General features: G+C 62.5%; 27 protein-coding genes and 1 pseudogene. 15 read left to right on the top strand and 13 right to left on the bottom strand.

Annotated elements, in window-relative coordinates; all coding sequences use genetic code 11:
• From E1809_RS24730 to E1809_RS24725, 3 genes are all read right to left on the bottom strand, one after another.
• Positions 1-243, bottom strand: a 243-nt coding sequence (locus tag E1809_RS24730; RefSeq protein WP_133204173.1) for a helix-turn-helix domain-containing protein, incomplete at its 3' end; no start/stop codon positions are given.
• 50 nt (positions 244-293) lie between these two features.
• Entirely contained in the window at positions 294-440 is a 147-nt protein-coding gene (locus E1809_RS26915) for a hypothetical protein (RefSeq protein ID WP_165962495.1), read from the bottom strand.
• Positions 441-697: 257 nt separating this feature from the next.
• Positions 698-1,450, bottom strand: a complete 753-nt coding sequence (locus tag E1809_RS24725) for an AfsR/SARP family transcriptional regulator (protein WP_205754326.1) — start codon at positions 1,448-1,450, stop codon at positions 698-700.
• A 64-nt stretch (positions 1,451-1,514) separates the two neighbouring features.
• On the opposite strand from E1809_RS24725, the gene E1809_RS24720 reads away from it, so the two are divergent.
• From E1809_RS24720 to E1809_RS24705, 4 genes are all read left to right on the top strand, one after another.
• On the top strand, positions 1,515-1,673 hold the full coding sequence (locus tag E1809_RS24720) for a DUF1059 domain-containing protein (protein WP_133206885.1): 159 nt from the start codon (positions 1,515-1,517) through the stop codon (positions 1,671-1,673).
• 86 nt (positions 1,674-1,759) lie between these two features.
• The gene (locus tag E1809_RS24715) at positions 1,760-2,194 is read left to right on the top strand and encodes a sulfurtransferase (protein ID WP_165962494.1); all 435 of its coding nucleotides are present in this window, start codon (positions 1,760-1,762) and stop codon (positions 2,192-2,194) included.
• Positions 2,179-2,580, top strand: a complete 402-nt coding sequence (locus tag E1809_RS24710) for a sulfurtransferase (protein WP_165962493.1) — start codon at positions 2,179-2,181, stop codon at positions 2,578-2,580. The genes E1809_RS24715 and E1809_RS24710 overlap by 16 nt, the downstream gene beginning before the upstream one ends.
• 86 nt (positions 2,581-2,666) lie before the next feature.
• The gene (locus E1809_RS24705; RefSeq protein WP_133206882.1) at positions 2,667-3,695 is read left to right on the top strand and encodes a Gfo/Idh/MocA family protein; all 1,029 of its coding nucleotides are present in this window, start codon (positions 2,667-2,669) and stop codon (positions 3,693-3,695) included.
• Between the two features lie 86 nt (positions 3,696-3,781).
• Here the strand turns inward: E1809_RS24705 and E1809_RS24700 are convergent, their stop codons facing one another.
• Complete coding sequence (locus tag E1809_RS24700; protein WP_133206881.1) at positions 3,782-4,255, bottom strand: DUF805 domain-containing protein; 474 nt, start codon at positions 4,253-4,255, stop codon at positions 3,782-3,784.
• Between the two features lie 175 nt (positions 4,256-4,430).
• Between E1809_RS24700 and E1809_RS24695 the strand changes: the two genes are divergently transcribed.
• The 3 genes from E1809_RS24695 to E1809_RS24685 all read left to right on the top strand — a co-directional run bounded on the left by E1809_RS24695 (position 4,431) and on the right by E1809_RS24685 (position 6,557).
• Positions 4,431-5,504 (top strand): DNA polymerase IV, encoded by a 1,074-nt coding sequence (locus E1809_RS24695; RefSeq protein WP_456236606.1) that lies wholly within the window; start codon positions 4,431-4,433, stop codon positions 5,502-5,504.
• A 154-nt stretch (positions 5,505-5,658) separates the two neighbouring features.
• The gene (locus E1809_RS24690; RefSeq protein WP_133206880.1) at positions 5,659-6,057 is read left to right on the top strand and encodes a CBU_0592 family membrane protein; all 399 of its coding nucleotides are present in this window, start codon (positions 5,659-5,661) and stop codon (positions 6,055-6,057) included.
• A 146-nt stretch (positions 6,058-6,203) separates the two neighbouring features.
• A complete protein-coding gene (locus E1809_RS24685) occupies positions 6,204-6,557 on the top strand; it encodes a hypothetical protein (RefSeq protein WP_133206879.1) in 354 nt (117 codons plus the stop codon).
• A gap of 39 nt (positions 6,558-6,596) precedes the next feature.
• Here the strand turns inward: E1809_RS24685 and E1809_RS24680 are convergent, their stop codons facing one another.
• Complete coding sequence (locus E1809_RS24680) at positions 6,597-7,445, bottom strand: SDR family oxidoreductase (RefSeq protein ID WP_133206878.1); 849 nt, start codon at positions 7,443-7,445, stop codon at positions 6,597-6,599.
• Between E1809_RS24680 and E1809_RS24675 the strand changes: the two genes are divergently transcribed.
• The 6 genes from E1809_RS24675 (at position 7,363) to E1809_RS24650 (ending at position 15,481) form a co-directional block, all read left to right on the top strand.
• Entirely contained in the window at positions 7,363-7,998 is a 636-nt protein-coding gene (locus E1809_RS24675; protein WP_133206877.1) for a TetR/AcrR family transcriptional regulator, read from the top strand. The genes E1809_RS24680 and E1809_RS24675 overlap by 83 nt on opposite strands.
• A 104-nt stretch (positions 7,999-8,102) precedes the next feature.
• Positions 8,103-9,401 (top strand): SWIM zinc finger family protein, encoded by a 1,299-nt coding sequence (locus E1809_RS24670; RefSeq protein WP_133206876.1) that lies wholly within the window; start codon positions 8,103-8,105, stop codon positions 9,399-9,401.
• A 1-nt stretch (position 9,402) separates the two neighbouring features.
• Positions 9,403-10,839, top strand: coding sequence for a DUF5691 domain-containing protein (locus E1809_RS24665; RefSeq protein ID WP_456236607.1), 1,437 nt, complete (start codon positions 9,403-9,405; stop codon positions 10,837-10,839).
• Positions 10,836-11,942 carry an ATP-binding protein gene (locus tag E1809_RS24660; RefSeq protein ID WP_133206875.1) on the top strand — a complete coding sequence of 369 codons (1,107 nt, stop codon included), beginning with the start codon at positions 10,836-10,838 and terminating at the stop codon, positions 11,940-11,942. The genes E1809_RS24665 and E1809_RS24660 overlap by 4 nt, the downstream gene beginning before the upstream one ends.
• 3 nt (positions 11,943-11,945) lie before the next feature.
• Positions 11,946-14,297, top strand: a complete 2,352-nt coding sequence (locus E1809_RS24655; protein ID WP_133206874.1) for a DUF5682 family protein — start codon at positions 11,946-11,948, stop codon at positions 14,295-14,297.
• The gene (locus E1809_RS24650; protein ID WP_235835765.1) at positions 14,294-15,481 is read left to right on the top strand and encodes a VWA domain-containing protein; all 1,188 of its coding nucleotides are present in this window, start codon (positions 14,294-14,296) and stop codon (positions 15,479-15,481) included. Before E1809_RS24655 ends, E1809_RS24650 begins: the two co-directional genes overlap by 4 nt.
• Positions 15,482-15,694: 213 nt before the next feature.
• On the opposite strand, the gene E1809_RS24645 is transcribed toward E1809_RS24650, so the two are convergent.
• Positions 15,695-16,006, bottom strand: a complete 312-nt coding sequence (locus E1809_RS24645; protein ID WP_133206872.1) for a hypothetical protein — start codon at positions 16,004-16,006, stop codon at positions 15,695-15,697.
• 130 nt (positions 16,007-16,136) lie between these two features.
• Positions 16,137-16,784, bottom strand: coding sequence for a GPR1/FUN34/YaaH family transporter (locus tag E1809_RS24640; RefSeq protein WP_133206871.1), 648 nt, complete (start codon positions 16,782-16,784; stop codon positions 16,137-16,139).
• Positions 16,785-17,042: 258 nt separating this feature from the next.
• On the opposite strand from E1809_RS24640, the gene E1809_RS24635 reads away from it, so the two are divergent.
• The gene (locus tag E1809_RS24635; protein ID WP_133206870.1) at positions 17,043-17,468 is read left to right on the top strand and encodes a MaoC family dehydratase; all 426 of its coding nucleotides are present in this window, start codon (positions 17,043-17,045) and stop codon (positions 17,466-17,468) included.
• Between the two features lie 28 nt (positions 17,469-17,496).
• Here E1809_RS24635 and E1809_RS24630 read toward each other — a convergent pair whose 3' ends face one another.
• From E1809_RS24630 to E1809_RS24605, 6 genes are all read right to left on the bottom strand, one after another.
• Entirely contained in the window at positions 17,497-18,018 is a 522-nt protein-coding gene (locus E1809_RS24630) for a riboflavin kinase (RefSeq protein WP_165962492.1), read from the bottom strand.
• Positions 18,019-18,070: 52 nt separating this feature from the next.
• Positions 18,071-21,139, bottom strand: a complete 3,069-nt coding sequence (locus E1809_RS24625) for an ATP-binding protein (RefSeq protein WP_133206868.1) — start codon at positions 21,137-21,139, stop codon at positions 18,071-18,073.
• A gap of 221 nt (positions 21,140-21,360) precedes the next feature.
• Positions 21,361-22,767 carry an LLM class flavin-dependent oxidoreductase gene (locus tag E1809_RS24620; protein WP_133206867.1) on the bottom strand — a complete coding sequence of 469 codons (1,407 nt, stop codon included), beginning with the start codon at positions 22,765-22,767 and terminating at the stop codon, positions 21,361-21,363.
• 801 nt (positions 22,768-23,568) lie between these two features.
• Positions 23,569-23,784, bottom strand: coding sequence for a hypothetical protein (locus tag E1809_RS24615; protein WP_133206866.1), 216 nt, complete (start codon positions 23,782-23,784; stop codon positions 23,569-23,571).
• An 8-nt stretch (positions 23,785-23,792) separates the two neighbouring features.
• Positions 23,793-25,028: an MFS transporter gene (locus E1809_RS24610; RefSeq protein ID WP_133206865.1), complete on the bottom strand. Its 1,236-nt coding sequence runs from the start codon at positions 25,026-25,028 to the stop codon at positions 23,793-23,795.
• Between the two features lie 604 nt (positions 25,029-25,632).
• Positions 25,633-26,127 (bottom strand): flavin reductase family protein, encoded by a 495-nt coding sequence (locus tag E1809_RS24605; RefSeq protein WP_133206864.1) that lies wholly within the window; start codon positions 26,125-26,127, stop codon positions 25,633-25,635.
• Between the two features lie 450 nt (positions 26,128-26,577).
• On the opposite strand from E1809_RS24605, the pseudogene E1809_RS24600 reads away from it, so the two are divergent.
• Positions 26,578-26,980 (top strand): annotated as a pseudogene (locus tag E1809_RS24600) (hypothetical protein); the annotation flags it as partial.

The raw sequence follows: 26,980 nt of genomic DNA, 5'->3' as shown, positions 1-26,980 counted from the left end.
GTCCTGATCATGCAGCCCGGCAATCCCTGCGGACTCGTACCGGCTGCGCCACCCTATGACCGTCGTCCGTGTCGCCCCGACACGCTCGGCGATCACGGTGTTCGACAGCCCCTCCGCGGCCAGCAGCACGATCCGCGCCCGCTGGGCGAGTCCCGCCCGTCCCGCCGAGGACCTGGACAGACGATTCAACGCCTCAAAATCACCATCACGAAGACCCAGGGCAGCAGCAGGACGATTGGCCATAACCAATCCTCCCAAACACCCAAACGTCTAGCTATTAACGACACGCGACACTAGAGACTGCTGCGGAGGGCCCTTGGAGAGCAGACAAAGAACAGCGGCTGCTCCACTTGGGCGAACGGCACTACGATCCACCGGCCGCCGTAGAACTCGACATACGAGTCCGGGGTGCACCGTGCGAATGCTTCTTCGCGTGTCATCGTCGTTCCTTTCACAATTGGCCCGGTGAGCGGGCTGGTTTCCAATGTCAGAACTGCCAAGTCCTGGCTTTGTGATCCCAGTTACCTGCATTCCTTCCACAACAAATGTACGTCAGGGAATTCTCCAGCACGAGGTATTCAGGGATAATTTCATGAGAAATTGAGGGCCTGAATTACCAAAGTAGTTTACATCCCTGAAACATGCTGGAAACCTGCATGTAACATTTGGAATGCGCTTGCCGTGCGATCCGCAAGGCTCACATCCCGCCGAGGAGCCTTTGGTAAAGAGCGCGCGTGGCCGGGCTGGGCGAGACCCCGAGTTGTTCGCGAAGAAGGGTGGACAGGCGACTGTAGACGGCGAGGGCCTCGGCCACGTTTTCCTGGGCTGCGAGCGCCTGCATCAGGTAGCGGTGCCCGCTCTCGCGCAAGGGATCCAACGCGATCAGCCGACGCCCGGCGCGGACGGCTCCGGCGACCTCGGCGCCACCGATGCCGAGTTCGGCGGCAGCATAGGATTCCAAGGCGCGCAGGTGGATTTCGCGGAGCTGGTTTCTCGTCTGGTCGATCCATTCTGCGTCTTCACCTGGCAGGAAGCCGCGTTCGGCGACAAACAGCGCGAGCAGTACCGGCCCCCAGGCGCGTGCCCAGTCTTGTTGGGCGACGGCCGATTCGGCCCGATGGATAGCCTCGACCGCGGCTTCGAGGTCGATCCAGGCTCCCGGAAGGTGCAGCTGCACGGTGACGCGTCCGTTCACGGCGTCGGAACCGAAGATGTGGCGCAACTTCGAGAGGAGCGGATTGAGTCGGGCGTCGGTGGCGGCCGGTTCGGGTGAGCGCCACAGCGCTTCGGCGAGTTCATCGCGGGGAACTTGGCGATGGCGGTTCACCACCAGGTAGGTGAACAGGAGGCGTCCTTGGCGTCCGGGCAGCAGGTGGTCGAGCCGGAGCCCGTCCTTTTCCACGACCAGCGGCCCGCAGATCTGGAGACGCAGGCCTGGCTGCACCGACATGACACCATGATCGCATGGGGCTTCGTCATTCCGAGGAGGCGCCACCACGTTTGGGAGGTCCATCATGGCGAAGCTCATCCGTTGCGAGTGTGGATTCGTTGTCCGCGGAGAAACCGACGAGGACGTGGTGGGGGCTATCCGCAGCCATATCGCGAGTGACCATCCGGCCTTGTTGCGGTCGGTCAGCCCCGAGGATTTGCTGGGGTGGATCGAAGTGGAATAGACGGCACCGTTAACGCCATGAATACGCCAAGGTACCGCCAATGTGGAGCCAAGCCGGGGCCAATGATGCCCGCGCAGAATGAGGACATGCTCATCGAACCCATCTGGCTGGCAAATCATCTTGACGATCCCACGGTCCGCGCCGTTGAAATTGACGTTTCGACGGCTGCCTACAATCAGTGGCATATTGACGGAGCGGCGCTCTGGAACATCTACGCCGACCTCAAGGACGAGCGGTATCGTCCGGTCGGCAAACTTGCATTCGAACGGCTGTTAGCTCGTTCCGGCATCGGGCCGGACACCACGGTGGTGTGTTACGGATACGCTCCGGCGTTCGGATACTGGCTGCTGAAGCTTTACGGGCATGCCAAGGTCCGAATCCTGAACTGCTCACGCGACGCCTGGCGCGCCGAAGGCTATCCTGCAGCGCGGAGACCGTCCAGCAGCAGACGGAAATCCCGCCTTTGGCCGAACGCGACGCAGAACTGTTCGCCGACCTGCCGGCGGTGCGCGAGATCATAGGCCGCGCCGGAACCACGGTCCTCGATGTCCGCTCCGAGGCCGAGTTCGTCGGTGAGCGGTTCTGGCCCTCCGGCGGAATGCAGCCAGGTGGTCGCGCTGGCCACATCCCGACGGCGGTACACCGGCCGTTCGGCCAGCTTTACGATGCACGGGGTGCCTTCCTCCCGGTTGAGGAACTGCTCAAAGCGATGCCCGTGCCGGAACTTGAGGAAGAGGACGAGCTCATCACCTATTGCACGGTCGGAGGCCGCGCAGCCACTGCTTGGTATGTCCTGACCGAGATCCTCGGGCATAAGCAGGTTCGTGTATACGACGGGTCCTGGGCTGAATGGGGCCTGAGCGCGGATGCCCCGGTCGAAACCGGAAAGGTGCCCGCGAGCGCATAAGCGCCCAGCCTTCCATTCGGGTAGGAGCCACCCCGGCCGCCCGTTAGTACACTTCTCGGCAGGATTGATTGCAGAAGGAGAGTTTGATGAGCGAAAAATTGCGCTGGGGCATCCTGGGCAGCGCCCGTATCGTCCGCAAGACAATTCCGGCGTTGCAGGCAACGAGGAACGGCGAAGTGGTGGGCATCGCCTCCCGCACCGAAGAGAAGGCCCGGGAGTACGCCGGCAAGCACGGCATCCCGCAGGCATTTGGTTCCTATGAGGCGCTGCTTGCCTCTCCGGACATCGACGCCGTCTACATACCCCTGCCCAACACCCTGCACCTCGAGTGGATCCTGAAGTCATTGGACGCGGGCAAGCACGTGCTCTGCGAAAAGCCGCTGGCAATGAGCGCGTCCGAGTGCGAAACGATCGCGCGCAAGGCTGACGAGACCGGCCTGAAAGTCCTCGAAGGCTTCATGTACCGCTTCCACCCGCGCTTCGAGAAGCTTCAGGAACTGCTGGCGGCGAACGCAGTGGGCGCCTTGAAGTTCATCCACGTCGCCCATTCCTTCGATGCGGGCGGGGACGACAATATCCGCTGGTACACCGGCCTCGGCGGCGGGGCGCTTTTCGACACCGGCTGCTACTGCGTCAACGTGTCCCGCATGGTCACGTCGGAGGAGCCGGAGCATGTTGCAGCCTTCGGCAACTACCGCGATGCCAAGGATGAAGGACGGATCGACACCAGCATTGCAGGCATGCTTCGCTTCCCGGGAGGTTCAACAGCGCTCTTTGACACCGGCGTGAACCTTGAGCGCCGCAACTTCCTTGAGGTCACGGGAACCGAGGGCCGGCTTTACCTCGGGAATCCGTTCAGCCTGCTCGAAGAAGATTCAGTCCTGGAAGAACACCACTTCGGACAGGACTCGGTTTACCACCAGGTCAAGGGCGAAAACCACTTCGTGCGGATGGGCGAGCACTTCGCCGACAGTGCCCTCAACGGCACACCGCTCCGCTACGATCTCGCGGACGCCGCCAACAATGCCCAGGCCCTGCAAGCCCTCGACGCAACCGCGCGGGCACAGGACCGCGCAGCCGAATACGCGCCCCATTCGAGCAGCCGAGTCCGCTAACCCGGATTCTTCGGAAACATCAGTCGACAACAAAGGGTCGCCGGCAAGCTGCCGGCGACCCTTTGTTGCTACTGCGTATCCACTTATCAGGCGGGAACGTCGAAACGCTGCCCTTCCGGCTTCGACGGAAGGATCGTGAAGATGAGCAGGGCCAGTCCCCCGAGGACCGGGACAAGGCCGATGAGGACCATCCAACCGCTGAAGTTCACGTCGTGCAGGCGGCGGACCGTGAGGGCGATGGACGGAACGATGATTGCCAGGCCCCAGATGACAAGAAGTACGACGCCGATCACGGCACCGGGACCCGGAACCATGGCGCCCGAATCGCTGACGGTAGCACCGGCAGAGCCGGCAACAGACATGATGATGTTGAGTACGAGGCTCACGACTGTAGAGATGAGCACCCACCACCAGTATTCGCTGCGGCTGGCCCGGCCGGTGAACGTGGCGTACTTCTTGAAGAACCGGCGAGCTGCCTCACCGATGGGAGCACCGTAGTACGGCGCCCACAGCGGAACGGTGCCACCAGTCTGGGTAGCTTGTTGCTGCTGGTATGACAATGGATCTCCTTCATAGGAACAATTGACGAGCCTTATCGTAGGGGTCCAAAGCCCCCGCCAAGTTGTCCGGAAGGTGAAATCAGGACGGCGCGTCGGAGTACGACGGCGGGTTCCCGGCCGCCGTACGCTGCGGAAGACTGATGCTTGGAAGGCAACTTTCGGGCACACTGGTGCCGTGAGCGGAATCAGGTGGGTGCTGCACGTCGATCTCGATCAGTTCATCGCTGCTGTCGAAGTGCTCAGGCGCCCGGAGCTCGCGGGCAAACCCATCATCGTTGGAGGCCGTGGCGATCCGACGGAACGGGCGGTGGTGTCCACCGCATCCTACGAGGCCAGGGCTTTCGGGGTGGGATCCGGAATGCCCCTGCGCATTGCGGCCCGGAAAGTACCCGACGCCGTGATCCTTCCCGTCGACCACGAGGCCTACCTAGTGGCGTCCGAGACGGTAATGGCCGCCCTGCGCGAGCAGCCGGGCGCCGTCGTGCAGGTTCTGGGCTGGGATGAGGCCTTTGTGGGCGTCGAAACGGAGTCTCCGGAAGCCTATGCCCGGCAACTGCAGGCCGCGGTCCTGGAGCGAACGCAACTTCATTGCAGCGTGGGGATCGGCGACACCCTGGTCCGTGCCAAGGTGGCTACCGGCTTCGGCAAGCCGGCCGGAGTCTTCCGCCTTACTTCGGACAACTGGCTTGATGTGATGGGCGATCGTCCCACCAAGGAACTGTGGGGCGTCGGGGCCCGGATTTCAGCGCGGCTTGCAAAGCTCGGCATCACCACGGTGGCCGAACTCGCCGCCGTCGATCCCCAGGAGCTTGTCCCGGAATTCGGGCCCAAAATGGGACCTTGGTACGCGCAACTCGGACGAGGGGACGGCGCCCGCGAAGTGGACGACACACCGTGGATTCCGCACGGACACAGCCGCGAGACCACGTTCCAGCGCGACCTGGTGGAACCCGCTGAAGTGGACAACGCCGTCAGGGAACTGACGGCGCGGGTCCTCGAAGACGTGGCCGCCGAGGGCCGGCCGGTGGTCGGGTTGACCCTCAAGGTCCGGTACGCACCATTTGTCACCAAGACGCATGCGAGGAAAATTCCGGAGACTTTCGACCCGGAAACCATCCTCGCCCGGACCTTGGACCTCGCGGCCGCAATCGAAGCAGACCGACCCATCCGCCTCCTGGGGCTGAGGGCCGAAATGGCAATGCCGGACGACGCCAGGACCGGACATACACCGACCCGCAGCGGGTGGTGAGCGCCACGCAACAAGTGGGCCACGCAACAAGTGTCTGTGTGACGAGAATGACTGCGGGCAGGGCAACAACTACCCTCTATCGCAACTAATATATTAGATATATCTTCCCCCCGCACAGTGCTTGCATGTCGTGCCCCGCTTTTGAAAGGCAACCATGGATGTTCTATGGGAAATCGCCGGATGGTTCGGTGCCGTCCTCATCCTGGCCGCGTATCTGGCCGTCTCCATGGGCTGGTTGAAGACCGGCCGGCGCTTCCAAGCGGCGAACCTGGTGGGTGCGTGCGCATTTATCGTCAATGGCTCCGTCCACGGGGCGTGGCCGTCCGTGGTGACCAACATCGCGTGGTTCCTCATTTCCCTGGTAGCCCTCCTGCGCATGAAATCAGGAAAAGTCCCGGCTGAAGCAACCGAAGAAGCGCCCCAGGTGCAGTTCCCGGGCGTCCCCGACACCACGGGCCAGCTTGCTGTTGTCGAGGCCATCTCTTCCGCCGTCCACGCCGACGGCGACGCCCATCACTCCACGGCCAACGCCCGGGTCCTGCCGCAGGCTTGAGGTGCCGTCGTCGGCGTAGCTCCGGCCGCGCCGCGGTTGGAACGGGCAAATTGGCCTCTTGACCGTCGGCCCCAACGGTGCCGTAATGAAATCGTCCGGCACGGCACCTGAAGTAGCGCCCTCGCCGGCGGAGTGAGGAGACGATCATGGACGTATTGGAATCCGTGTCAAAGGGAATGCGGGTTGTTGATCTGGCCGGGAAGGAAATCGGCACCGTCGAAAAAATCGTTCCGCCGAACGAAAAGGCGGAACTGTACGAAGAATCCGTCACCGCCTCGGAGCAAGACTTGATCCGCCTCGGACTAAGCTCCATCTTCGGCAAGGAGCCGAAAGTCCCTGAAGTGATGGCACGCCGGCTGTTCCACGCGGGGTACATCAAGATCGATACTCATGGTTTCTGGACCAGCGGCTGGTACGCAGCTGCCGATGCGATCACGCGGGTCGAAGAGGGAACGGTCTACCTGAGCCTGACGAGCCATGACCTTGCCGCCCAGGTTTGACCCGCGCTGCTTCCTAGCGTTAGGCACCGCCCTCCGGGTTCAGGAGCGATAGAACCCTGCGTCGATATCGGCGATCAGACCGGTGTGCCGCGGTTCCCATCCAAGTATCGAGTGAGTGAGCGCAGCCGTCGCGGGCTGGTCGATCGAGGCGAGGGCTCCAAGGAATCCCAGCGATCCGGCGTCGACAGGCCCGGCGGGCAAGCCCAGGCTGCGGCCGAGCGCTTCGGCGATTTCCCGCAACGGTATGCCGGCATCACCGACTGCGTGCAACACCGAACCGGCAGGCGCCGATTCGACGGCGAGCCGGTAGAGGTGCGCGGCGTCGCGGACATGCACCGCGGGCCAGCGGGCGCTGCCGTCACCGACGTATCCGGCCACTCCGTTTTCGACGGCGATGCCGGCCAGCCTAGCGACGAAGCCGTGCGCGTCCCCGTCGCCGTGCACCGATCGCGGCAGACGTACCACCGAGGCCCGCACCCCTTGGCCGGCCAGAGCAAGCACGGCGTCCGAAACCGCTTCACGCCCGCCAGCCATGCTGTCCGCGGCTGCCTTATCCTGTTCCGTCGCAAACCGGCCCGGCACCGATGGCGTGCCGGAAGTGACAACGAAAGCTTTGCCGGTCCCCTTCAACCCCTCGCCGATAGCGGCCACCACTTCCGCGTCGCCCGCCACAGCCGCGGCGAAGTCGGAGAAGTCATGGCGAAACGCAAGATGCACCACGGCGTCTGCGGATCGGCCGGCATCCTGGAGCACCTTCAGGTCATCGAGCCCTCCCCGCACCGTTGAGGCACCCGCGGCTTCAAGCTTGAGTGCCGAAGCGTCGGAACGGGCCAGGCCAACTACCTCGTGCCCGGCGGCGATCAACTCCGGGACAACGGCGGAACCCACCCAGCCGGACGCGCGGGGACGCCTCGCGCAGGCCGCATTCGAGCTTTATGCCGAGCAAGGATATGAACGCACCACCGGTGCAGAGATCGCCCGGCGCGCCGGGATGCATGAACGGTCCTTCTTCCGCCTCTTTTCGGACAAACGGGAAGTGCCGTTCCACGGAATGGAGCAAGTCGCGCTGGAATTCGCTTCAAACATCCGGCAGGCGCCGCCGGAAGCTACCGCCATCCAAGCAACCCGCTTGGCCGTCGAAGAACGGTGCCGCCTCATTCAACAAAGCCGGGCACACGCAAAACTCCGCCGCGAGGTAGTCTCCGGAAGTGCAGACCTCCGGGAACGGGACCTTGCAAAGCACGGCGAACTGGTCGATGCCATCGCTGCGGAACTGCAGGAGCGCGGGGCGGACAAAATGGCGTCCACCCTGGTCGCGGAAAGTTGCGTCATGGGGATGCGGATTGCGGTCGGGGCTTGGCTCGACGGAGACCAGGACACCGAATTGGTGGACGTCTTTGGCGCCGCCATGGCCGAACTCGCCACGCTCGTCGGGGGCTAGGAGCCGCGCCGCGGGCGGCGCGGGGCGGCGGACCGTCTGCCGTGCGCCACGCCGCCCGCACAGTTACCAGCGCCCGATTGAGGGCATCAGGCAGAATATCCACCATGGGGCGTTGGAACGAAGCGAGGGTCGCCGCCGCCGCGCCCGACGAATCTTCGCTCACAGCGGCGCGGAGGCTGGCCCGGCCGGGGCCATGGTCGGAAACCGGCAGCAACGATGTCCTCGTATGGGGCAAATGCCAAGGCAGCGGTAAAACCCCCTACCAAGTGAGCGTTGACGTCAACACACCCGCGTATAGGTGCACGTGCCCCAGCCGGAAATTCCCTTGCAAGCACGCGCTTGCGCTGCTCCTTATGTGGGCGCGCGGCGAGGCAGCCGACGCCGGCACGGACGCCGCGGACTTTGCCCGGGAATGGGCGGAACAACGGGCCGACCGCGCCACAGCACGGGGGCAACGGCAATCCGAGCGGTCAGTAGACCCCGCGGCCCAGGCCAAGCGCCTCGCCCAGCGTATGGAACTCATGGACGCTGGAATCGCCGATTTTGCGCGCTGGTTGACGGACTTGGTGCGGACTGGACTCGCCGCCGCACGGAGCCAGCCCTATTCCTGGTGGGACGGCGTGGCAGCGCGCTTGGTAGATGCCCAGCTTCCCGGTCTGGCGGAGCAGGTCCGGGCGATGGGTTCGGACATTCACGCCCGCGCCGATTGGGCCGAGCATCTGCTCTTGCGCGCAGGACGCTGGTGGTCCCTGACCAAGGCCTGGGGAATCCGCGGACAGTTGGCTCCTGACGAACTCGCCGACCTCCGGATAGCGATTGGCTGGGCAGTTCCCTCGTCCGAGGTCCAGGACACAGAAGCGCTGGCCGGTCCCTGGCTCGTACTTGGCGCCCACCGGGGTGATGACGGGCGAATCCAACAACAGCGAACGTGGCTCCGCGCGCCCGACGGAACGGTCGTCGTCGTCCTCGATTTCGCAGCGCGCGGCGAGGCGCTCGCGACGCCGCAATTGGCGGGAGCACTCGTGGACGCAACCGTGGCGCGGTACCCCGGCTCCGAACCCCGACGCGCGATGTTCACCTCGTCTCTTGCACCTCGGGGCATGGCCACAAGTTTCGGCGAAGCGGGCACAATCTCCGAAGCTTTGGAAACGGAATCGGCCGCCGTGGCCCTCTCTCCGTGGCGCGAACGCCACCCGGTGCTGCTGGGCGGCGTCCGTGTCTGCCCCGAAGGCTCCGGCTGGTTGTTGGACGGATCCGGGAACTCACTCCCCCTCGTCGACGCGCCCTTGGACTCGCTTCTGGCGCTCACGGGCGGCCATCCTGTTGACGTGTTCGGAGAACTCGAGGACGGACGTGTGCGGCCCCTGTCCGTCGTCGTCGACCACGCGGTGGTGATTCCATGAGCTGGTTGGCCGAAATCCGGACCTCGGCTCTCATAGGCACGGCCCGGCACGCCGTACCGCCTGCACCCGAAAGCCTTGGGTTCCGGCCACCCGAAGGACAGCCCCCGAAGAGCTCCTGCTGGATCAAGCAGCCTTGGCTGACGTCGCCACCCGCGCGGCCAGGCACCTGGTCGGAACGGAAGCAGCCGCGCCGGTGCCCGCATCCGTGGACGAGACCCCGGAAGCGTCCAGCGAGGCGGCCCGGCTGCTCGACCTCCTTCTCAACCAACCTCCGGTCGGCACGGAACTTCGAAACCAGCTCGTGACGGACTGGCTGCACCTCGCCGAAGCATCCGGACGAAGGGTTCCGCACAGGCTGCTGCCGGCTCTCCTATCCCTCGCGAAAACAAAACCTGCCATCGGCGAGCATTTGCATCCGGCGATCGGAGTCCGCGGTCGGTGGCTCCAAGACCTGGGGCGCGCCGATTCGGCCCCGCCTTCCCCGCGCATCAGGCACTGGGCTGAACTGGCGGGTGCGGAGGCCCTGACTGAATTTGCCCGCCTTCGGTTCAGCGACCCCGCTACCGCGCTCGAGGAGCTGGGCCTGCACTGGGAAAGCCTCGGCGCACGCGAACGCGCGGCCCACCTGGCCACCCTCTCCACGAAACTCCACAGCGATGATGAGGGATTGCTCGAGAGGGCCCTGGACGACAAAGCGAAAGGCGTGCGGGAGGCTGCCACGGACCTCCTCGACCGGCTCCCGGAAAGCGCCCGCGCCCGCCGCATGGCCACCCGCTTGCAGCCGTTGCTTCATTCGAAAGGCTTCCTGCGCAAGAAAATCGACATTGACCTGCCGCCCGCGCCGGACGCCTCGGGACTTCGTGACGGGATCGCACCGGATCCGCGCGCGGGAGAGCCGAACCGGCTCGAACGGCTGCACGCGATCATCCGCGGTGCGCCGTTGGACGTGTGGACGACGGCGAGCGGCCAGGGCCCAGCGGCAACCCTCACTCAACTTGCCGGAGAAGAGCGCGTCGTCGATCTGATAGCTGCCATTGCTGCGTCCCGCGGCGATCTTGAGTGGGTGCGTGCCCTGCTTGAGAGCCGAAAAGACGTGCGGCTCCTGGGTCTGCTGCCACGCGACGAGCGTGAAAATGTGCTCGAACGCTATCTCCGTGCCGGATCCGTCCAGCCGTCGCTGCTCGTACCCCTACTGGGCGAACTCCCCCGGCCGTGGGGTTCCGGGTTGGCCGATGCCGTGCTGGAGCGCGTCAGTGCCAAGGAAGGCAGCCCGCTCGCGGCGATGCTGTCAGCCGTCCTGCCTATGGCCCTGCCGCAGGATGTTGCGGAGAAGTGCCGTCGGCTTGAGAAATCCGAAGACGCCGCACGTCGTCGATTGCTCAGCGACGTTGTCCAATACCAATCGTTCCGACAATCCCTGACGGAGGCTTTCCGATGACCGATGCCCAAGACACCGCTACGGTCCTTCGCGCACATGCCGAAGACGCCTACGCCGAAGAACTGGAGGCCCTCGCCGCCGTCGACGACCGGCCCCGGCCACCCAGCTGGAAGCTGTCGCCGTGGGCCGTGACCACGTACGTCCTCGGCGGCACCCTCCCGGACGGGACCTCGATCAGTCCGAAGTACCTGGGCTCGGCACGACTGGTCGAAATCGCCGTTGCGTCACTCGCCACCGACCGTGCGCTCCTCTTACTCGGTGTTCCGGGAACGGCCAAGACGTGGCTCAGCGAACACCTTGCCGCCGCCATCTCAGGATCGTCCACCTTGGTGGTGCAGGGAACCGCCGGAACGCCGGAAGAGGCACTGCGGTACGGCTGGAACTACGCCCGATTGCTCGCCGACGGCCCATCCCGGGCGGCGCTCGTTGCCGGTCCGGTCATGCGGGCCATGGAAGAGGGCAGCCTGGTCCGCGTCGAGGAGCTCACCCGAATCCCGTCAGACGTGCAGGATTCCCTCATCACGATCCTCAGCGAAAAGAACCTGCCCATTCCCGAGCTGAACGCGGAAATCCAGGCCCGCAAGGGCTTCAACGTCATCGCAACCGCCAACAACCGCGACAAGGGCGTCAACGATCTCTCCTCCGCGTTGAGGCGACGCTTCAACACGGTGGTGCTGCCGCTCCCGGACAGCCTCGACCAGGAAGTGGAGATCGTCGCCACCCGGGTCCGAAGCCTTGGCGCTGCTTTGGAGCTTCCCGCAGATCTGGCGGCCCTCTCCGAGATCCGCCGCGTGGTGACCGTCATGCGGGAACTTCGCGCAGGTGTCACCGAAGACCGGCGGGCTACCTTGAAGTCGCCGTCGGCCACCCTGTCCACGGCAGAAGCAATATCGGTCATGACGAACGGACTTTCACTCGCCGCCCACTTCGGCGACGGTACCGTACGGGCCAACGACGTCGCCGCAAGCCTGGTTGGGGCTGTGATCAAAGACCCCGTCCAGGACCGCGTGATCTGGCAGGAATACCTGGAAACCGTGGTCCGGAACCGGCCCGAGTGGAAAGACCTCTACCGGGCTTGCCGCGACCTTGAGGTGTTGAACTGAGCAATGGCAGAGGTCCATGTCCTCGGAATCCGGCACCACGGACCCGGATCGGCGCGTTCAGTCGCTGAAGCCCTGGCGGTCCTCCGGCCGGACACGGTGCTCGTCGAAGGTCCGCCGGAACTCGACCAGGTCCTACCCTTCGTTGTTGACCCCGAAATGCAGCCGCCCGTGGCCGGCTTGATTTACGCCGTCGACCAACCCCGGCTTGCCTCCTTCTACCCCATGGCAAGCTTCTCACCTGAGTGGGTGGCGATCCGCTGGGCGCTTTCGGTCGGCGCCGAAGTGCGGGCGATCGACCTCCCGGCGGCGAACGCGTTCGCGCTCCGGACCGAAAACGAGGCTGAAGAGGCGGTGGATGCGGAGCCGTCCTCTGCTGGGTCGCCGTCTTCCTTGCCGCCGTCGAGTGACGACGGCGGTGGGCCGGCCGACGCTGGCCAGTCGCCCGCCGCCGGGCCGGGCGGGTCGCCGGCCGAACCGTATCGCCCGGACGCGATCGCCCTCCTTGCGGAAGCCGCTGGATACAGCGACCCCGAGCGCTGGTGGGAAGACGCCGTCGAACACCGGAACGCCGGACCGCTCGACCGGTTTGCCGCCGTCGCCGAGGCCATCGCCGAAATCCGCGCCGTCGACGAAAGGCCCGCCACCCACCCTGACGTCATCGAGAACCAGCGCCGGGAAGCGGCGATGCGGCGAATCCTGCGCTCCGTCATCAGGGAAGGACGCGAGCGGATCGCGGTTGTCTGCGGCGCTTACCATGCCCCCGCCCTGATGCCCGAAGCCTTTCCACCCGCCTCCGCAGACAACAGGCTTCTCGCCAATTTACCGAAAGCCAAGGTCGCGGTGACCTGGGTACCGTGGACATCCGACCGCTTGAGCCGACGGAGCGGTTACGGGGCTGGTGTCACCGCTCCCGGCTGGTACGAACACCTTTTCGCCCACTGGTCCGCGCAAGACGAAACTGTGGATGTATCCACAACGTGGCTCGTCCGGGTAGCCCACGCCCTACGCAAGGAAGACTTCGACGCTTCCACGGCCTCGGTGGTGGAGGCCAACCGGATGGCGGACGCCCTCGCCGCAGTACGCGGACGGCCGAGCCCCGGACTGGCGGAATTGGACGACGCCGCACAGGCCGTGCTGTGTGACGGTTCACCATTGCCTTTGGAGCTCGTGTACCGCGAACTCACTGTTGGACCGGGGCTGGGAAACGTCCCCGATTCAGCACCGACAGTGCCGCTCGCCGCGGACATCACCGCGGCACACCGCAAGCTGCGGTTGAAAGCAAGCGCGATGGAAGAAATCGTGGCGATCGACCTGCGCAAACCAAGCCAGCTGGCCCGTTCCGTCTTGTTACACAGGCTCTCACTGCTCGGCGTGGACTGGGGCACACCCCAGGACACTGGCCGCACTACCGGCACCTTCAAGGAAGCCTGGGCGCTGCAATGGAGGCCGGAACTCGCCGTGGCCATCGTGGAGGCCAGCCGCTACGGCACGACGATTGCGTCAGCAGCTGCGGCATGCGTGTCCGACCGTGCCGGGAAAGCAGCGGACCTGGCCGAACTCAGCGAACTGCTCGCCCTGTGCCTTCTCGCAGATTTGCCGGAGGGAATCAGCGCAGTGACTGGCGCCCTTGCGCAGCGCACCGCGGTCCAGCAAGACATCCCGGCTTTGCTCAAGACAATTGCTCCGCTCGCCCAAACCTGCAGGTACGGAAACGTCCGCGGGGTCGATGTTACGGACGTGCGCAAGATTCTGGACGCCACCGTGGTACGGGCAAGCGTGGGCCTCCCGGTCGCCTGCGCCGGACTGGATGACGATGCCGCGCTCGCCATGCGACGCGCCATCGATTCGGCCCAACACGGCCTGTCCCTGTTGCCCGAATTGCCGCTGGACGACTGGCACCAGGCCCTCGCCGCCGTCGCACGCTCGGACCGGCTGCACGGTTCCGTCGCCGGCCGCGCAACAAGGCTGCTACTTGATGCGGGCCTGGTGGAAAGGAACGACGTCGCAGAACGGCTTAGCCGCCGGCTTTCGGTCGCCACGCCCGCGCCGCAGGCCGCGGCCTGGCTTGAGGGACTCCTGTCCGGGGACGCGGTCCTCCTGATCCACGACCATCACCTTCTTCAGATCGTCGATGGCTGGCTCGCCGGGGTCCAGGACGACGCGTTCGACGACGTCCTGCCGCTCTTGCGCAGGACGTTTTCAGCCTTCAGCCGCGCGGAACGCCGGGAAATCGGCGAACAGGTCAGCCGTGCGGCAGACATCACCCAGGCCGCCGAACCAACCGCGGACCTCACCGCCGCCGGGCCGGCGCTTCGAACCATGGCCCGCTATCTCGGATGGGAGGTGCTCGCGTGACGGACGCGGACCCCGAAGCACGTGACCGGCTCGCCCGCTGGAGGTTGGTACTCGGCGGGGACGACGCCGACGGCATCACAAGGGGCGACGGCACGGGCGTGCAGCTCTCCGCTGCGGACGCCCGACGCGACAAGACGCTGGAAGACCTTTACGACGCGCCGCGAAAAGGGCCCGGCGGCCTGGGCGCTTCCAGTCCCCGGGTGGCGCGGTGGCTCGGCGACATCCGAGGGTACTTCCCGTCGTCGGTGGTGCAAGTAATGCAGGCCGACGCCATGGATCGGCTGGGCTTGCGGCACCTGCTTCTGGAACCGGAGATGCTTCGCACCGTCCAGCCCGATATCGGCCTCGTGAGCACGCTCATCGGACTCGGCCGGGTGATCCCGGAACAATCACGAGAGAGTGCCAGGGCAGTGGTCCGCGAGGTGACCCGCCAGCTTGAGGACCGCCTGAGGGCCAAGACAATCCAAGCCGTGTCCGGAGCATTGGACCGGGCGGCGCGGACCCGGAGGCCGCGGCATCGGGACATCGACTGGAACAAGACCATCGCCGCCAACCTCAAGCATTACCAACCGGACTATCGCACGGTGGTCCCCGAGCGGCTGGTCGGGTACGCCCGGCGCAGCACCGAAATCCAGCGCGAAATCATCCTCTGCATTGACCAATCAGGCTCGATGGCCGAATCAGTCGTGTACTCCAGCGTCTTCGGCGCAGTGCTCAGTTCACTGAAGTCCGTGCGCACCCGCCTGGTGGTTTTCGACACCGAAGTGGTTGACCTGACCGAGGACCTGGACGATCCCGTGGATGTATTGTTTGGCGTTCAACTCGGCGGAGGCACCGACATCAACCGGGCGCTCGCCTACTGCCAGGAGCAGATCACCCGGCCGGGCGAGACGATCCTCGTCCTGATCAGCGACCTTTACGAGGGCGGCATAGCTGAAGAGATGCTTCGGCGAGCCGCCACGATAGTTGGATCGGGGGCAACCATGATCGCGCTGTTGGCATTGAGCGACAATGGCCACCCCACGTTCGATTCAAACCACGCCGCGGCCCTTGCCGGCGTCGGAGTCCCCGCTTTCGCCTGCACCCCCGACTTGTTCCCGGAGCTCATGGCGGCAGCAATTGAACGCCGTGACGTGGGCGATTGGGCCGCTTCGCACGACATCCCCACTAGCCACGAAACGTAGAAGGCTCCGCATGGCCCGTTCGGGGTGGGCCATGCGGAGCCTTCTCTCCTCAGAGTGCGGTCAGGATTCCGCTCAGGATTCCGCGCCGCCGTGCAGCCCGTCGTCGCTGCTGTCGTCTTGCTGGCGTGGCCTTATCACCACCGTAGCCCTCGGACGGCGTAGATACCAAGCAGACTTAGTACTTTGCGGGGGTCGGAACTTGAGAAGCTCCCGCTAGAACTTGTCCGAAGAGTCGACGGACTCCCCTACCGTCGCCACGGGGGCCACGTTTGGGTCCCCGCCGACAGAGCCGATAAATGCCTGGATCTCGGAATCACCGAAGAAGTTCTGGAACGCGTCCACCGACTCCCATTCGTCAACCACCAAGACAAACCCGTCTCCGATCGCGAACTGATGATGGAGAGCGCCTGCGGCCTTGCCGCGCTCGCCCCATGCGCGGAACTCGTCCGCACGTTCCTCGAGCGCTTTGGTGAATGCGTTTGTATCACCGGACACCTTGGTTGTGATGATGACGGACATGGTCATGACCTCCTATGGATTGCGTTCAAAAAGTGACGATGATCACACCAGTGAGCACAAGGCAAAATTACGCCCGGAAGCCTGATTAGGCGAGGCCTTGAGTAGAATTTCCCGCCGCCGGCCTCGCCACGTCCAGTCAGCGCACGAGTGGTTTCCCAAGCGGCAATCCTCGGCCGCCGGTCTGGCTCCACATGACATCGATATAGAGGTAAACGGCCACGGCGACGAATGCGAACGTAAACCAGCCCCCGAGATTGGTCATGCTCGCATTGTTTTCTACGGTACCGATAAGCAGCAACAGGAGTGCGGCATCAACGAACACAAGCATGAGCGTAGAAGTCCACGGGAGACGCAGCGTCACAAGCGTGAGCAAGGAGAACGCGAAGAGCCAACAAATCAACCAAAGCGATTGCGCATTCACGGCTTGTTCGGCGGAAATGCCGTACCAACCGTTGATAAGTCCGAGTGACAAGGCAGAGTAGCTGGCAAAGAAGCCGAAGAACAGCGCGAAAACACCGGCCGAAGCATTCTGGCCGAGCGCGCACGCCCAGACCGTTGCCAACAGCAGGCCGACCGCAGAGGCGGCGACCGCCGTCGGTAGAGCGACTGCGGCTGCACTAGCTGGAACAAAGCCGGTGTTGACCAGGCCAAGACCGAACGCCCCGGCCACGGCCATAGGTATTCCGACTATGCCGGGCGTGCCCGCGAGGGGGCCGGACGGCGTTTCAAGCTCTTGGGAAGTGACGGCAAAGGGGAGGTCCTCAATAACAGACGTACTGGGCATGGCAGGGTTTGTTCCTTTCCATAAAGGGAACTGCGTTGTGGGGAAAACAGGGGTTACGAAAAAGATCGAGGGAGGGTTCCGGATGGACGACAACCTCTTTCTCAGTGTGGATTAGGTCACAAATAATGAGCATCCGTGGCCATTACGGATTTCTCCACGGAGGCTGGCACGGATTGACCTCGGTGTTGACAACCGCAATTCTGTTAACACACTCGGCCCGTGTCAGCCGCGCCCCCCGTGCTACCAGAAAGCCCAGCCATGAACCGCACGCGAGTTGTAGTCGGACAAACCGCCCAGCTATCCCGGAACATTACCGAACGGGACATCGAGCTATTCACAGAAATCAGCGGTGACCGCAATCCAATTCACTACGACTTGAAATCGGCACAAGCCTCGCGCTTTGGCGGGATCGTGGTGCAAGGCGGAGTCACAAGCGCCATTTTGAACGCCGTCGTCGCGGAGAAGCTGCCCGGCCCTGGCACGGTATTCCTGAACGTCAATTGGGATTTCAAGGCGCCCGTGCGCCCCGGGGATGTCATCACCGGACACGTCGAAGTCACGGAAACCCGCGAAGACAAACCGATCACCAAGCTCCGGACCTGGGTTGTCCGGGACGACGGCACAGTGGTATTAGACGGCACTGCCGTCTGCTACACAATGGACCTCGGCGCAATCGACGATTGATCTTGACGGCGCCTGGCGCCCGAACGGACTAGGGCCGGCGGGCGCCGTGGGACTTCGACAACTCCAACTCCTGGACTTCCCCGAGGTATCCGCCGAGTCCTGCTTCCAGGGCCCATTTCCGCACTCGCGATACGTCGTCCTGGATCTGGTCCACAAGTTCGTCCGTGCCGGAGAACTTCCGCTGAGGACGAATGAGGCTCCGCAACGTCACCACGACTGTCTTCCCGTAGAGGTCACCGGTGAAGTCCAGAAGGTTGGCCTCAAGCAGACGGTGACCCTGGGAATAGTAGGTAGGGCGGTCGCCGACGGACACGGCAGCAACGTAGAGCGAACGGCGAAACAGCGGGCCGATATGGACGGTACCGGCCCATACGCCCTTGAGAACGTCGTTTTCGGGGATAGCGATATTCGCCGTTGGAAATCCGAGAAGCCGTCCACGATGGTCTCCGTGGTCTACCATGCCCGTGACCTGGAAGAAGTCACGGTCTTGTCGCTTCGAAAACGGCAAAGTCCGCGCGGGTGCGTTCGATTGCAATGGGTCTCTTTTCACGTGATTCTCCTGGATTGGCAAGCTGGCGTCAGCTTGATCGCGGGATTCTGAATTATCGGGAAATCTTGAAAGGCATGCCTTCGACCGACCCCGCGGCCTTATTCGAAGTCCGTGGTACCTGCATTTCCACGTCGCAGATAGCAACGTGGCGGGGCATTGCCAATTCCATATATGCGGCACGCGCCTCATGCAGGTACTTCAACGCGCGTTCGGACGATGCTTTGCCTCCTGATTGAAGGAGCATTTTCCCGTGGAACCTCAAGGTGTGGGCGCGTTCCACAACATGGGGAATGCTCTCTGCATCCTGAAGGGCCTCGCGGAAGTACCGTTCTGCCCGGAGCCAATCTCCTGCAGCGGCGGCGGCAATTGCGGCTGAACGCTTCAGCAACCGGCCGCCCCGGAATTCGACGCAGACAACACCGGTGCGTTCGATGCATTCTTCAATGGCCGGCAGCAATTCCCCAGCTTGCTCCATCTCTCCCAAAACCACTAAACCTTCAACAGCCGTGAGCGCCGCGACCCATGAACCGCAGGTGTTGGCTTGGCCCGGCGTTGGAAGGGTGTTTCGATGTTCCGCAAACAACGCAATGGCTGCTTGCGAGTCGCCCATGTAGGCGAGCACCTCGAACAGGGCCGACCAACCCCATCCGACCATGGCCGTCTTTGCCTCCTCATCGAGCGCCGCTGAATAGGCATCCTTGGCTTCCTCCCATTCGCCGGCCAGGAATTTGGCCAATCCAAGCCAAGCAAGCGAATGCTCAAGGGTTGCAAGTCCGACGGCGTGACAGAACGAGAAATCCCTTCGCGCAAATTTCTCAAGGGCGACCGGGCTTCCGACCTGGAAGAAGTCAATCATCGCGTTCATGCGCGTGTGCTGCTGTTGGGCGGCATAATTGCCCACACGAACGGCAATGGGAGCAAGTTCGGCGCCGACCGCGCGGGCTTCATCGAGCCGGCCCAGGCCAACAAGGGCGTAGTTCAAGAACCCGAGCATGCTTGTCAAAGTCCAGGCATCGTCTGAATGGCGCAGTATCTCCAGTGCCTCATAGCCCGCCGAGACCGCTTCCCGGTGTTCCAGGAAAGCCGGCAGCTGCATAGTGCGCATGGCCAAGCCATGCCCTCGAAGTTCCGTGTCTTCCAGGCGGGACGCAATATCCAATTCTTCGTGGATATTGGCCGCGCTGGATTCGTACTCGCCACTCCAGGCGTGGACAAAAGACAACGCGCCAAGCAGCCTTCCCCGTTCAGAGCCGTTATAGCTGCCAAGCATCTTGAGGCCATAAAGGGCCAGATCGGTTGCCTCATGCATCCGGAAAAACCAGAACATCGTGTGGCTTGCGGCACTGCACGTACGTGAAATTGCGTTGACGTCACCTAGTTCGGCATAGATGTCCACCGCACTACGCAGCGAAGCCACCGAATCCGGCCATCGCCCTACTGTCCGCAACGCCAATCCACGCTGGAACCACAGTTCGGCGCGGTCGAAAGCCTGTGCCGTGTCCATGAACATCATGGCTTGGTTGAGGTAGCGAAGGCCTTCTTCCGCTGCGGAGCTGTTAAGTGCGGCCCGTCCGGCCATCGTCAGGTAGCGCACAATATTCTGGCGATCCGTGATCGGGCCTGCTTGGACCAGGTGCCGGGCGATCTCGTCTGCCCGCTCTTCCAAGGCATGCGGAAACAAGTGCTCCAGGGCGGACGCCGCGGCCGCATGTATCCGGCGCACCCGTGCCGCCGATATGTTCTCGATGATTGCCCTTCGCACGATTGCGTGGACGAACTCGAAACGCTCCACTGCTCCGGGAGAAATGCCGGTGACGTCATACAAAAGCTGAGCCTGCGTCGCTTCCTCCACGCCTTCCAAAAGCGTGTGATCATCAATCCCGGCGATTCTCTGCAGAACGCTCAATTCGAATTCCTGGCCTAACACCGCCGCCATCCCCAACAATGCCTGCGTTTCATGCTTAAGTCGCCGAACACGGGCTGCAACGATGTCCTTGACTCCGTGAGGCACATCCGTCTTGCCTGCCGGCCTCAGTCCACCGTCCTCCCCGAGGCTGCGGATCAGCTCTCCGGCATACAGCGGGTTTCCCCGGGTTTCAGTGAAGATTTCATGGGCCACGCTTTCAGGAAAAATGTCCTCCCGTGGCGGAACCGATCCGACGTCGGACCCCAACAACTGGGCTATTTCCTGGGTGTGCAGTCCGCCCAGCTGGATTTGAACCGGCGTCGCGTCGCGCCGCAAGTCCCCTATGAACTCGATCAGGGCGTCAGAGACTTCACCGGAGCGAAGGCTACAGACAATGAGGGTACGCTCAAGTACTTCAACCTGCATAAGGTGCTTGAGCAGCAAAAGTGTTGGCTCCGGAGCCCAGTGGAGGTCGTCAATGGCGATCAACATCGCAGAAGATTTGGAAGCATGGCGGAGGACCCGGGTTACAGCATCGAACAGCCGCAGCCGGGTAATCGTTGGATCCGGGCGGGTCGCGTCAAGGGGAATCCTCGGCAAGGGGATGCCGGAATTTGGAATAATCCTGCCCAACTCTGCGGCAAGGTCGCCAAGTTCCCCGGCCAGGCGCCCGGGTTCCCACGCGCGGATATAGGGAGCGAGGGCGTGCCCGACCGCTTCAAAGGGTCCTGCGACGTCCTCATCACAACGTCCGTAAATCACCAATGGATGGTCGTTGTCCGATATTTGACGGGCGAACTCAGCAACCAGCCTGCTCTTTCCGATGCCCGGATCGCCCGAGACCAATACAAGTCGCTGCGCGCCCCCTTTTACTTTCCCCCATTCATCGTGCAATTGCTGAAGCTCAGGAAACCTGCCCACAAATTCACCGGCGTTAGCCATCCTTAGCAATGAGGGCGGTGCCTCGATCCGCACCGGACCGGCGTCGTCGTGGGCCCGCACAGCAGCTACGAGACCCGCGCGGTCAGCGACATCGAACTTCGTCAAGAGATTCGAGACATGACTTTCCACAGTTCGCACGCTGATACCCAGGCTTGCGGCAATTTCGGCATTCGCCAGATGGTTGAGAACTGCCTGAAGTACCTCCGATTCCCTGGAGGTGATCCCCTTGTCACGAAACGACCCGGACTTCGCTTGCGAAAAATCTGCCGGCATTGATGGATTCCTCTCTGAACCCCCGAGTGTGGCAGGCCAACTCCACAACAACCGTGAGCCATCAACGGTGTCATGGGCAGTTCGATCTGATCAAAATAGTCTAGGTGCATTCACGGCGAGTTAAGTGCGTTCGCCGGGCCTGGGCTGCCGGCGGCTACCGATCCCCACGCCGGTAACCGCCGGCAGCTATTAGCAGAGTCCCCTGAAGAGCGATCCGGCAATCACGAAATCACCGCGTCGGCAGTCATCCTGTACGCGGCGCCCGGGTGCTCCGAAGAGAGGCGGGACTGGCCCGTGAGCCGCTCTCGCAGTGTCATCACGCCATCCGCAGCCGGGTCCTGCGGGACATGGCCACGCTTGCGAAGCTCAGGAACCACCAGTTCGACGAAGTCCTCCATCGTCCCGGGTGCGATGACGCGGCCAAGGTTGAAACCGTCGACGTCCGCGATTTCCATCCACCGCTCCATTTCATCAACGATCGTTTCCGGCGATCCAACGACTGAGGCACTGAATCCGCCAATGCACAGCCACTTCGCGAGCCGTTCCTTGGTCCAGACAACCTCGCTGTCAACGCGGGTCAGCATGTCGATCATTGCCCGGATGGCGTCGCTTTCAATGCTCTCAAGCGGTTGATCTGCCGGAGCCGACGACATATCAATACCGGTCCATCCGCCGAAGAGGGTCAGTGCCGCATCCGTGTCCGCGTACTGATAGAAATCCTCCAGCTTGGCCTGTGCTTCCTCGTCGGTCGGCGCCGTGATCGGGGTCAGCATCACGATGACCTTCACACTCCGCGGGTCCCTTCCTGCTGCGGCGGCCTGCTGGCGGACCTTGTCGACAGTCGGCCGGAGTTCCTCGGGACTTGTGCCGATGACGAAAACTGCTTCGGCATGCTTCCCGGAGAACTCCATGCCCTTGGAAGACGTTCCGGCTTGGAACAGGAAGGGAGTGCGCTGCGGGCTCGGCTGCCCGAGGTGGGCACCGGGTACCTTGTAGTACTTCCCCTCATGGTTGATGTCGTGGACCTTGGACGGATCGGTGAAGATGCGCTTGTCCTTATCAATGACTACTGCATCCTCCTCCCACGACCCTTCCCACAGCTTGTAGCAAACCTCCATGAACTCGTCTGCTACTGCGTAGCGTTCATCGTGCGGGATCTGGTTGTCGAGCCCGAGATTGCGGGCAGCACTTGCCTGGTAGGACGTCACGATGTTCCATGCAACCCGGCCCTTTGTGATGTGGTCCAACGTGGTCATGGTCTTCGCGAAGGAGTACGGAAGCTCGTACGTCAAGGACTTCGTCACACCGAAGCCCAACCTTTCAGTGACCGCTGCCATTGCGGCCACCGGAATGGCGGGGTCACCCACGGGGGCCTGCGCTGCAGTACGGAGAGCGGTGTCGCGAGAGCCGCCATAAACATCGTAGAAACCAAGAACGTCTGCAATAAAGAGGCAATCGAATCCTCCGCGTTCAAGGAGCTTTGCCAGGTCGGTCCAGTAGTCGACGTCCTTATAGCGGTGGGTTTGATCATCAGGATGCGCCCACATTCCCGGATTCTGGTGCCCCACGCAATTCATGTCGAAAGCGTTCAAGATCATGCGCTTCTTGGAGGCCTGCTGATTTGTCATGCTTACATCCTTTTTCTATGAATGGAAAATATCGGCGAAGAGTGATTTCACGTCCCGAGGGCCTGGGCAACGCTTCCGGAGAGATGCGCCCTTCGGCCGTCCATGATCTGCCTTCATCACTTCAGCGCCCCTATGACGCCGATCACAGTGCCAACCTATGTTCAGCGGACAGAGGCCTACATCCGTGCTCAATACGGAATTCACCACGGTGTTTCACCCGGACATAACCTGCGATGCCGCCGTCGGCCATTTGCCGCGAATTTCCGGGCTTTTTAAGTGCCTGCTCCCGTGGAGAAATCCGTGACCGCTACGGATGCAAGTCTGTGTGATGCAACCCACACTGAAGAGACATCGAGCCGGCGGCGAACCTTTCCGGCAGCCCAACACAAGAAAAGGACGATCGACATGACAAGAGAAGAAGCCTATGCAACATGCCCCGCGGATTCTTACGTGGAATACTACGGAGGCAAGTGGCTCGTGGTGCCGTTGGCGCCGGTCCAACAGCCGGTCTTTTTCACGTGCTTGCCCGGTACGCGGGACCTCCGGCACTGATTGCTTGGGCGACGTGATTGCGATGTCGACGACGACTCCCGCCCCTTGCCCGAACCCGCTCAGCGGAGGGATCCGCCGTGTGTGATAACTGCCGCCGTGCACTGCATGAACTGGAAGTCCAGTGGGGCAACCAGTCCCTCGACCTCGCCAAGATCCGGCACATACTCAGCCATCAAGACGACGCCGACGTCGCCTGATCGCGCGCCGGCCGCATGGATTACCCCGTGTTCAACGAACACGGGGTAATCCTTATGAAAGCACTTTTTCGCGGGTCTCTCCGAATGGGACAGCGTCGCTGAGTTCGAATGTGTAGCGTCCCGGCTCGTGTCGGGTGACGAGGATGCCGGCGTACCGTTCCGGGGTCGCTGCCCGACGAAGCATGGCTTCTGCGTCGTCGAGCACTTCATACAGCCGGCCTGCTTCAGTGACACGGACTTCCAATTGTTCCGTAGCTTGGCTACTCATCTGCAGCCTCACTTCTTGCCATTCGCAAGCGTGTGCGACGCCGGGTCCCGCCTGAGCAACCACATGGCAAAGCAACCGAAGAGTGGTCCCGCGGCAAGCATGGTGAATCCGATCCCCCAGCCAAAGCTGCTGACCACGAAGTCCATCGACTGGATCGTGACGAGCGTGACGGCAAAGCCCAGGCATATTTGGATGGTCAGCATGGTTCCCACTGACTCCGGCGGTGAAAGCTCCACAACGCATGCTGAGAACTGGGCAGAATCGGCAATAATCGATATGCCCCAAACAACGGCCACGGCGAGTATGAGCAGTGGTGGACCGCCAAACAACCACCCCACCGAAAGTGCGCACGCGCCGCTGATCGCCATGGACCAGATAGTGACAGCCGTACGACCGTACCGGTCTGCCAAACGTCCGCCGAGCATTGCCCCCAATGCACCAGCCGCGATGACGAGGAAGGTGGCGGCTGGAGCAAGCCCCGGTTGATCGATTCCCCGGGCGTGCAAGGATGCGCGGAAGAACGCGCCGATCCATGCCCACATTGCGTACAGTTCCCACATGTGTCCCAGATATCCCATGTTGGCCAAGCGAATAGGCCGCTTGAGCCACGCTGCCTTCGCTACGTGCGGATCAAAGCGTTGAGCCCGGGTGAATCCCGGCCCCAGCTGTACCAGCTTGACCAAGCCCGCCGCGGACAGGGCAGCAACCGATGAAACCGCGTAAACCAGTTTCCAGTCCCATGCTGCGCCAATCGTGAAAAGGTGGGGAAGGGCGGACCCAATGGTCAGCGCTCCAACCAAAAGGCCAACCAGCTTTCCGAGGTCATGTTTGGCCCAGCTTGCAACCATCCTCATACCCACGGGGTAGATGCCCGCCAGGGAAATTCCTGTGGCGAACCGGAGGATCAGCGCCATGTTTCCCACGGGTTGGACCACAAGCAGGGCTGCCGTCGTGGCCGCAGCCGCCGCTGCAGAAATGGCAAAAAAATTCCGGGGATCAAACCTGTCCGACAAATTGAGCAAAGCACTGAGCAGGGCGCCCAGCACGAAACCGACCTGGAGGATACTGGTCATTGCGGCCATCCGCGGACCGGAGATCGGTTCGAGCGTGGCGATACTGGGCAGAGCCGCAGTCGAAGCGAACCACACGGCCAATGTCAGGACTTGGCACAGCAGGATCAGCGCAATTGATGTGGTCCTGGAGCGCTTTCGTGGGATAGGCAGTGTTTCTTGTTGAAGCGTCATTCGGATCCTTAGTCACTCGGGCAGAGACTTTCATCTCATCTTGGGGTTATACGTTTTTGAGGAAGCTGCCTTAGCGTCTTGTCCGCCTCAGGCTTCAACGTCCGGCGTTCCGCCGCCACCGGGGACCGGTCCGCGACTAGTGCTCGTGGCCGCTTCCAAGATCGGGGCAAGCCAGTGAACACCACCATCAAACCGTCCGACCTTCTGTCGTTTCACCCACCGATACGCCGAATACCCCGGACCAAGCGCCAACCGCCGGTGGTTGGTTTCGACTTGGTAGACGAAATGGGAAGTGCATCGCGAACCATGGACCAACTCGATTGTCGGACCAGCCTGAATCGTAAGAATGTCACGAACTGTCAGGCCGGTCCCACCATGAAGTAGCTGTATGCAATGCAGCAATTCATCATCCTCAGAGGTTCGCTCAGGCTGGGGCGACGAGAGTAGCTGCCACGGCGCACTAGCCGTTAGAGAGTGTCTCGATCGTTTAAAGAGCCCTACCCTCCCCCTCCAGGTGAGCAAAACGTCAAGCTGCTTCGCGCTCGTCTTCGTACCGGCAACTTCCATCGTTGCTTGGACAGTCAACATGATGTGCTGGACGGGATTAGAGGGGATCCAGCCGGCCAAAGGTCGAACGGTGGAGCACCAACGGCTTATGCACACTATGGGACCGGAAATCTTCGACCTGCAACAAAATCAGAATGTGGTCGCCAGCATCGATTTCCCTGTGAATAGAGCACGTCAGCCAAAGCGGTGACCCGGATATGTAAAGGTCATTCCGCTCGCCGGACACTGTCTCTACTCCGTTGAAACGTTTGGCCTTATCCCGCGAAGCGAGCTGCCGGCAAACGGGATGGTGATCCTCTCCCATGACAGATACGCCGATGAAAGGAGCGTCCTTGATTTTGGGCCACGTCGATGAGGATTTTTGAACCGAAAACAATACGAGCGGCGGTTCATGTGAGATGCCGACAGAGAACGACGATGCAACGAGGACCTGGCGTTCATCCTGGACCGTCGCAGAGAGTGCAACCACTCCCGCGGGAAATTGGGACAGAGCGTCCTTAAGGAGACTTTCGTCAGTAATTTGAGTCGTCATGACCGTTCCTTTCAATAGTTTCTTAGGGACCGGCGTCTAGTGGCTGCTGCCTCAAGTAAGGCGCACTGGGACCGGGAGTGGCACCGCACCCAAGAAGCCTGGAATCGATTCGGGCTTGTGCACCACCGCCCTCTCAGTGTGGGTTGCATCACAAGAGCCTTACATCCGTGGCAATCACGGATTTCTCCACGGGAGCAACCACGGAGTGAATGAACATTTGTTGCAAGCCATTTCGGGTGGGGTTTCCCGCGAGGTTTGGTGCGGTCGACTGCTATCAGTGCCCGGTCCCGTGGAGAAATCCGTAATAGTTACGGATACGCGTGACTTGCCCCCTCATCAATACTGACTGGAACAATGCCGCAAGAACCACGGCATTGGTCCATTCCGCACAGTCAAGCTAGAGAGCTCCCTGCTAATGCATGGCCAGGTGATCTTTCCGAAGGGAGAAACGTGAATCCGACAGCGACCGCGAGCACGATGCGCATAGCGCCACTGCTGAGATTGTCGGGAAATTGTCCTCCTCGTCGCACGGCCTTCCCCGCCGGAGCATCCCTCGCCAGTGGTGCTGCGCAGCAGGCCATCGAGCAGCATGTTCGGGTACTTGTGGAGGACCGGGTTGCGACACGGATTTTCGCGAAGGATGCCTCGTTGTGGGGTCCGGAGGCGGAGTCCGAGGCGGCCATCCGTTTGGGGTGGGTGGAGGCGGCTGCCGTTTCCCGGGCCCTGGTCGGGGGGATCCTGGAGCTGCGGGACGCGTTCCGGGCCGAAGGGGTCTCCCGGATTGTGTTGTGCGGGATGGGTGGTTCTTCGCTTGCCCCGGAGGTGATTGCCGGTACTGCTGGCGTCGGGCTGA

The sequence above is a fragment of the Arthrobacter terricola genome (assembly GCF_004354015.1).
Taxonomy (GTDB): Bacteria; Actinomycetota; Actinomycetes; order Actinomycetales; family Micrococcaceae; genus Arthrobacter; species Arthrobacter terricola.
This window is presented reverse-complemented; position numbering and strand designations above follow the sequence as displayed.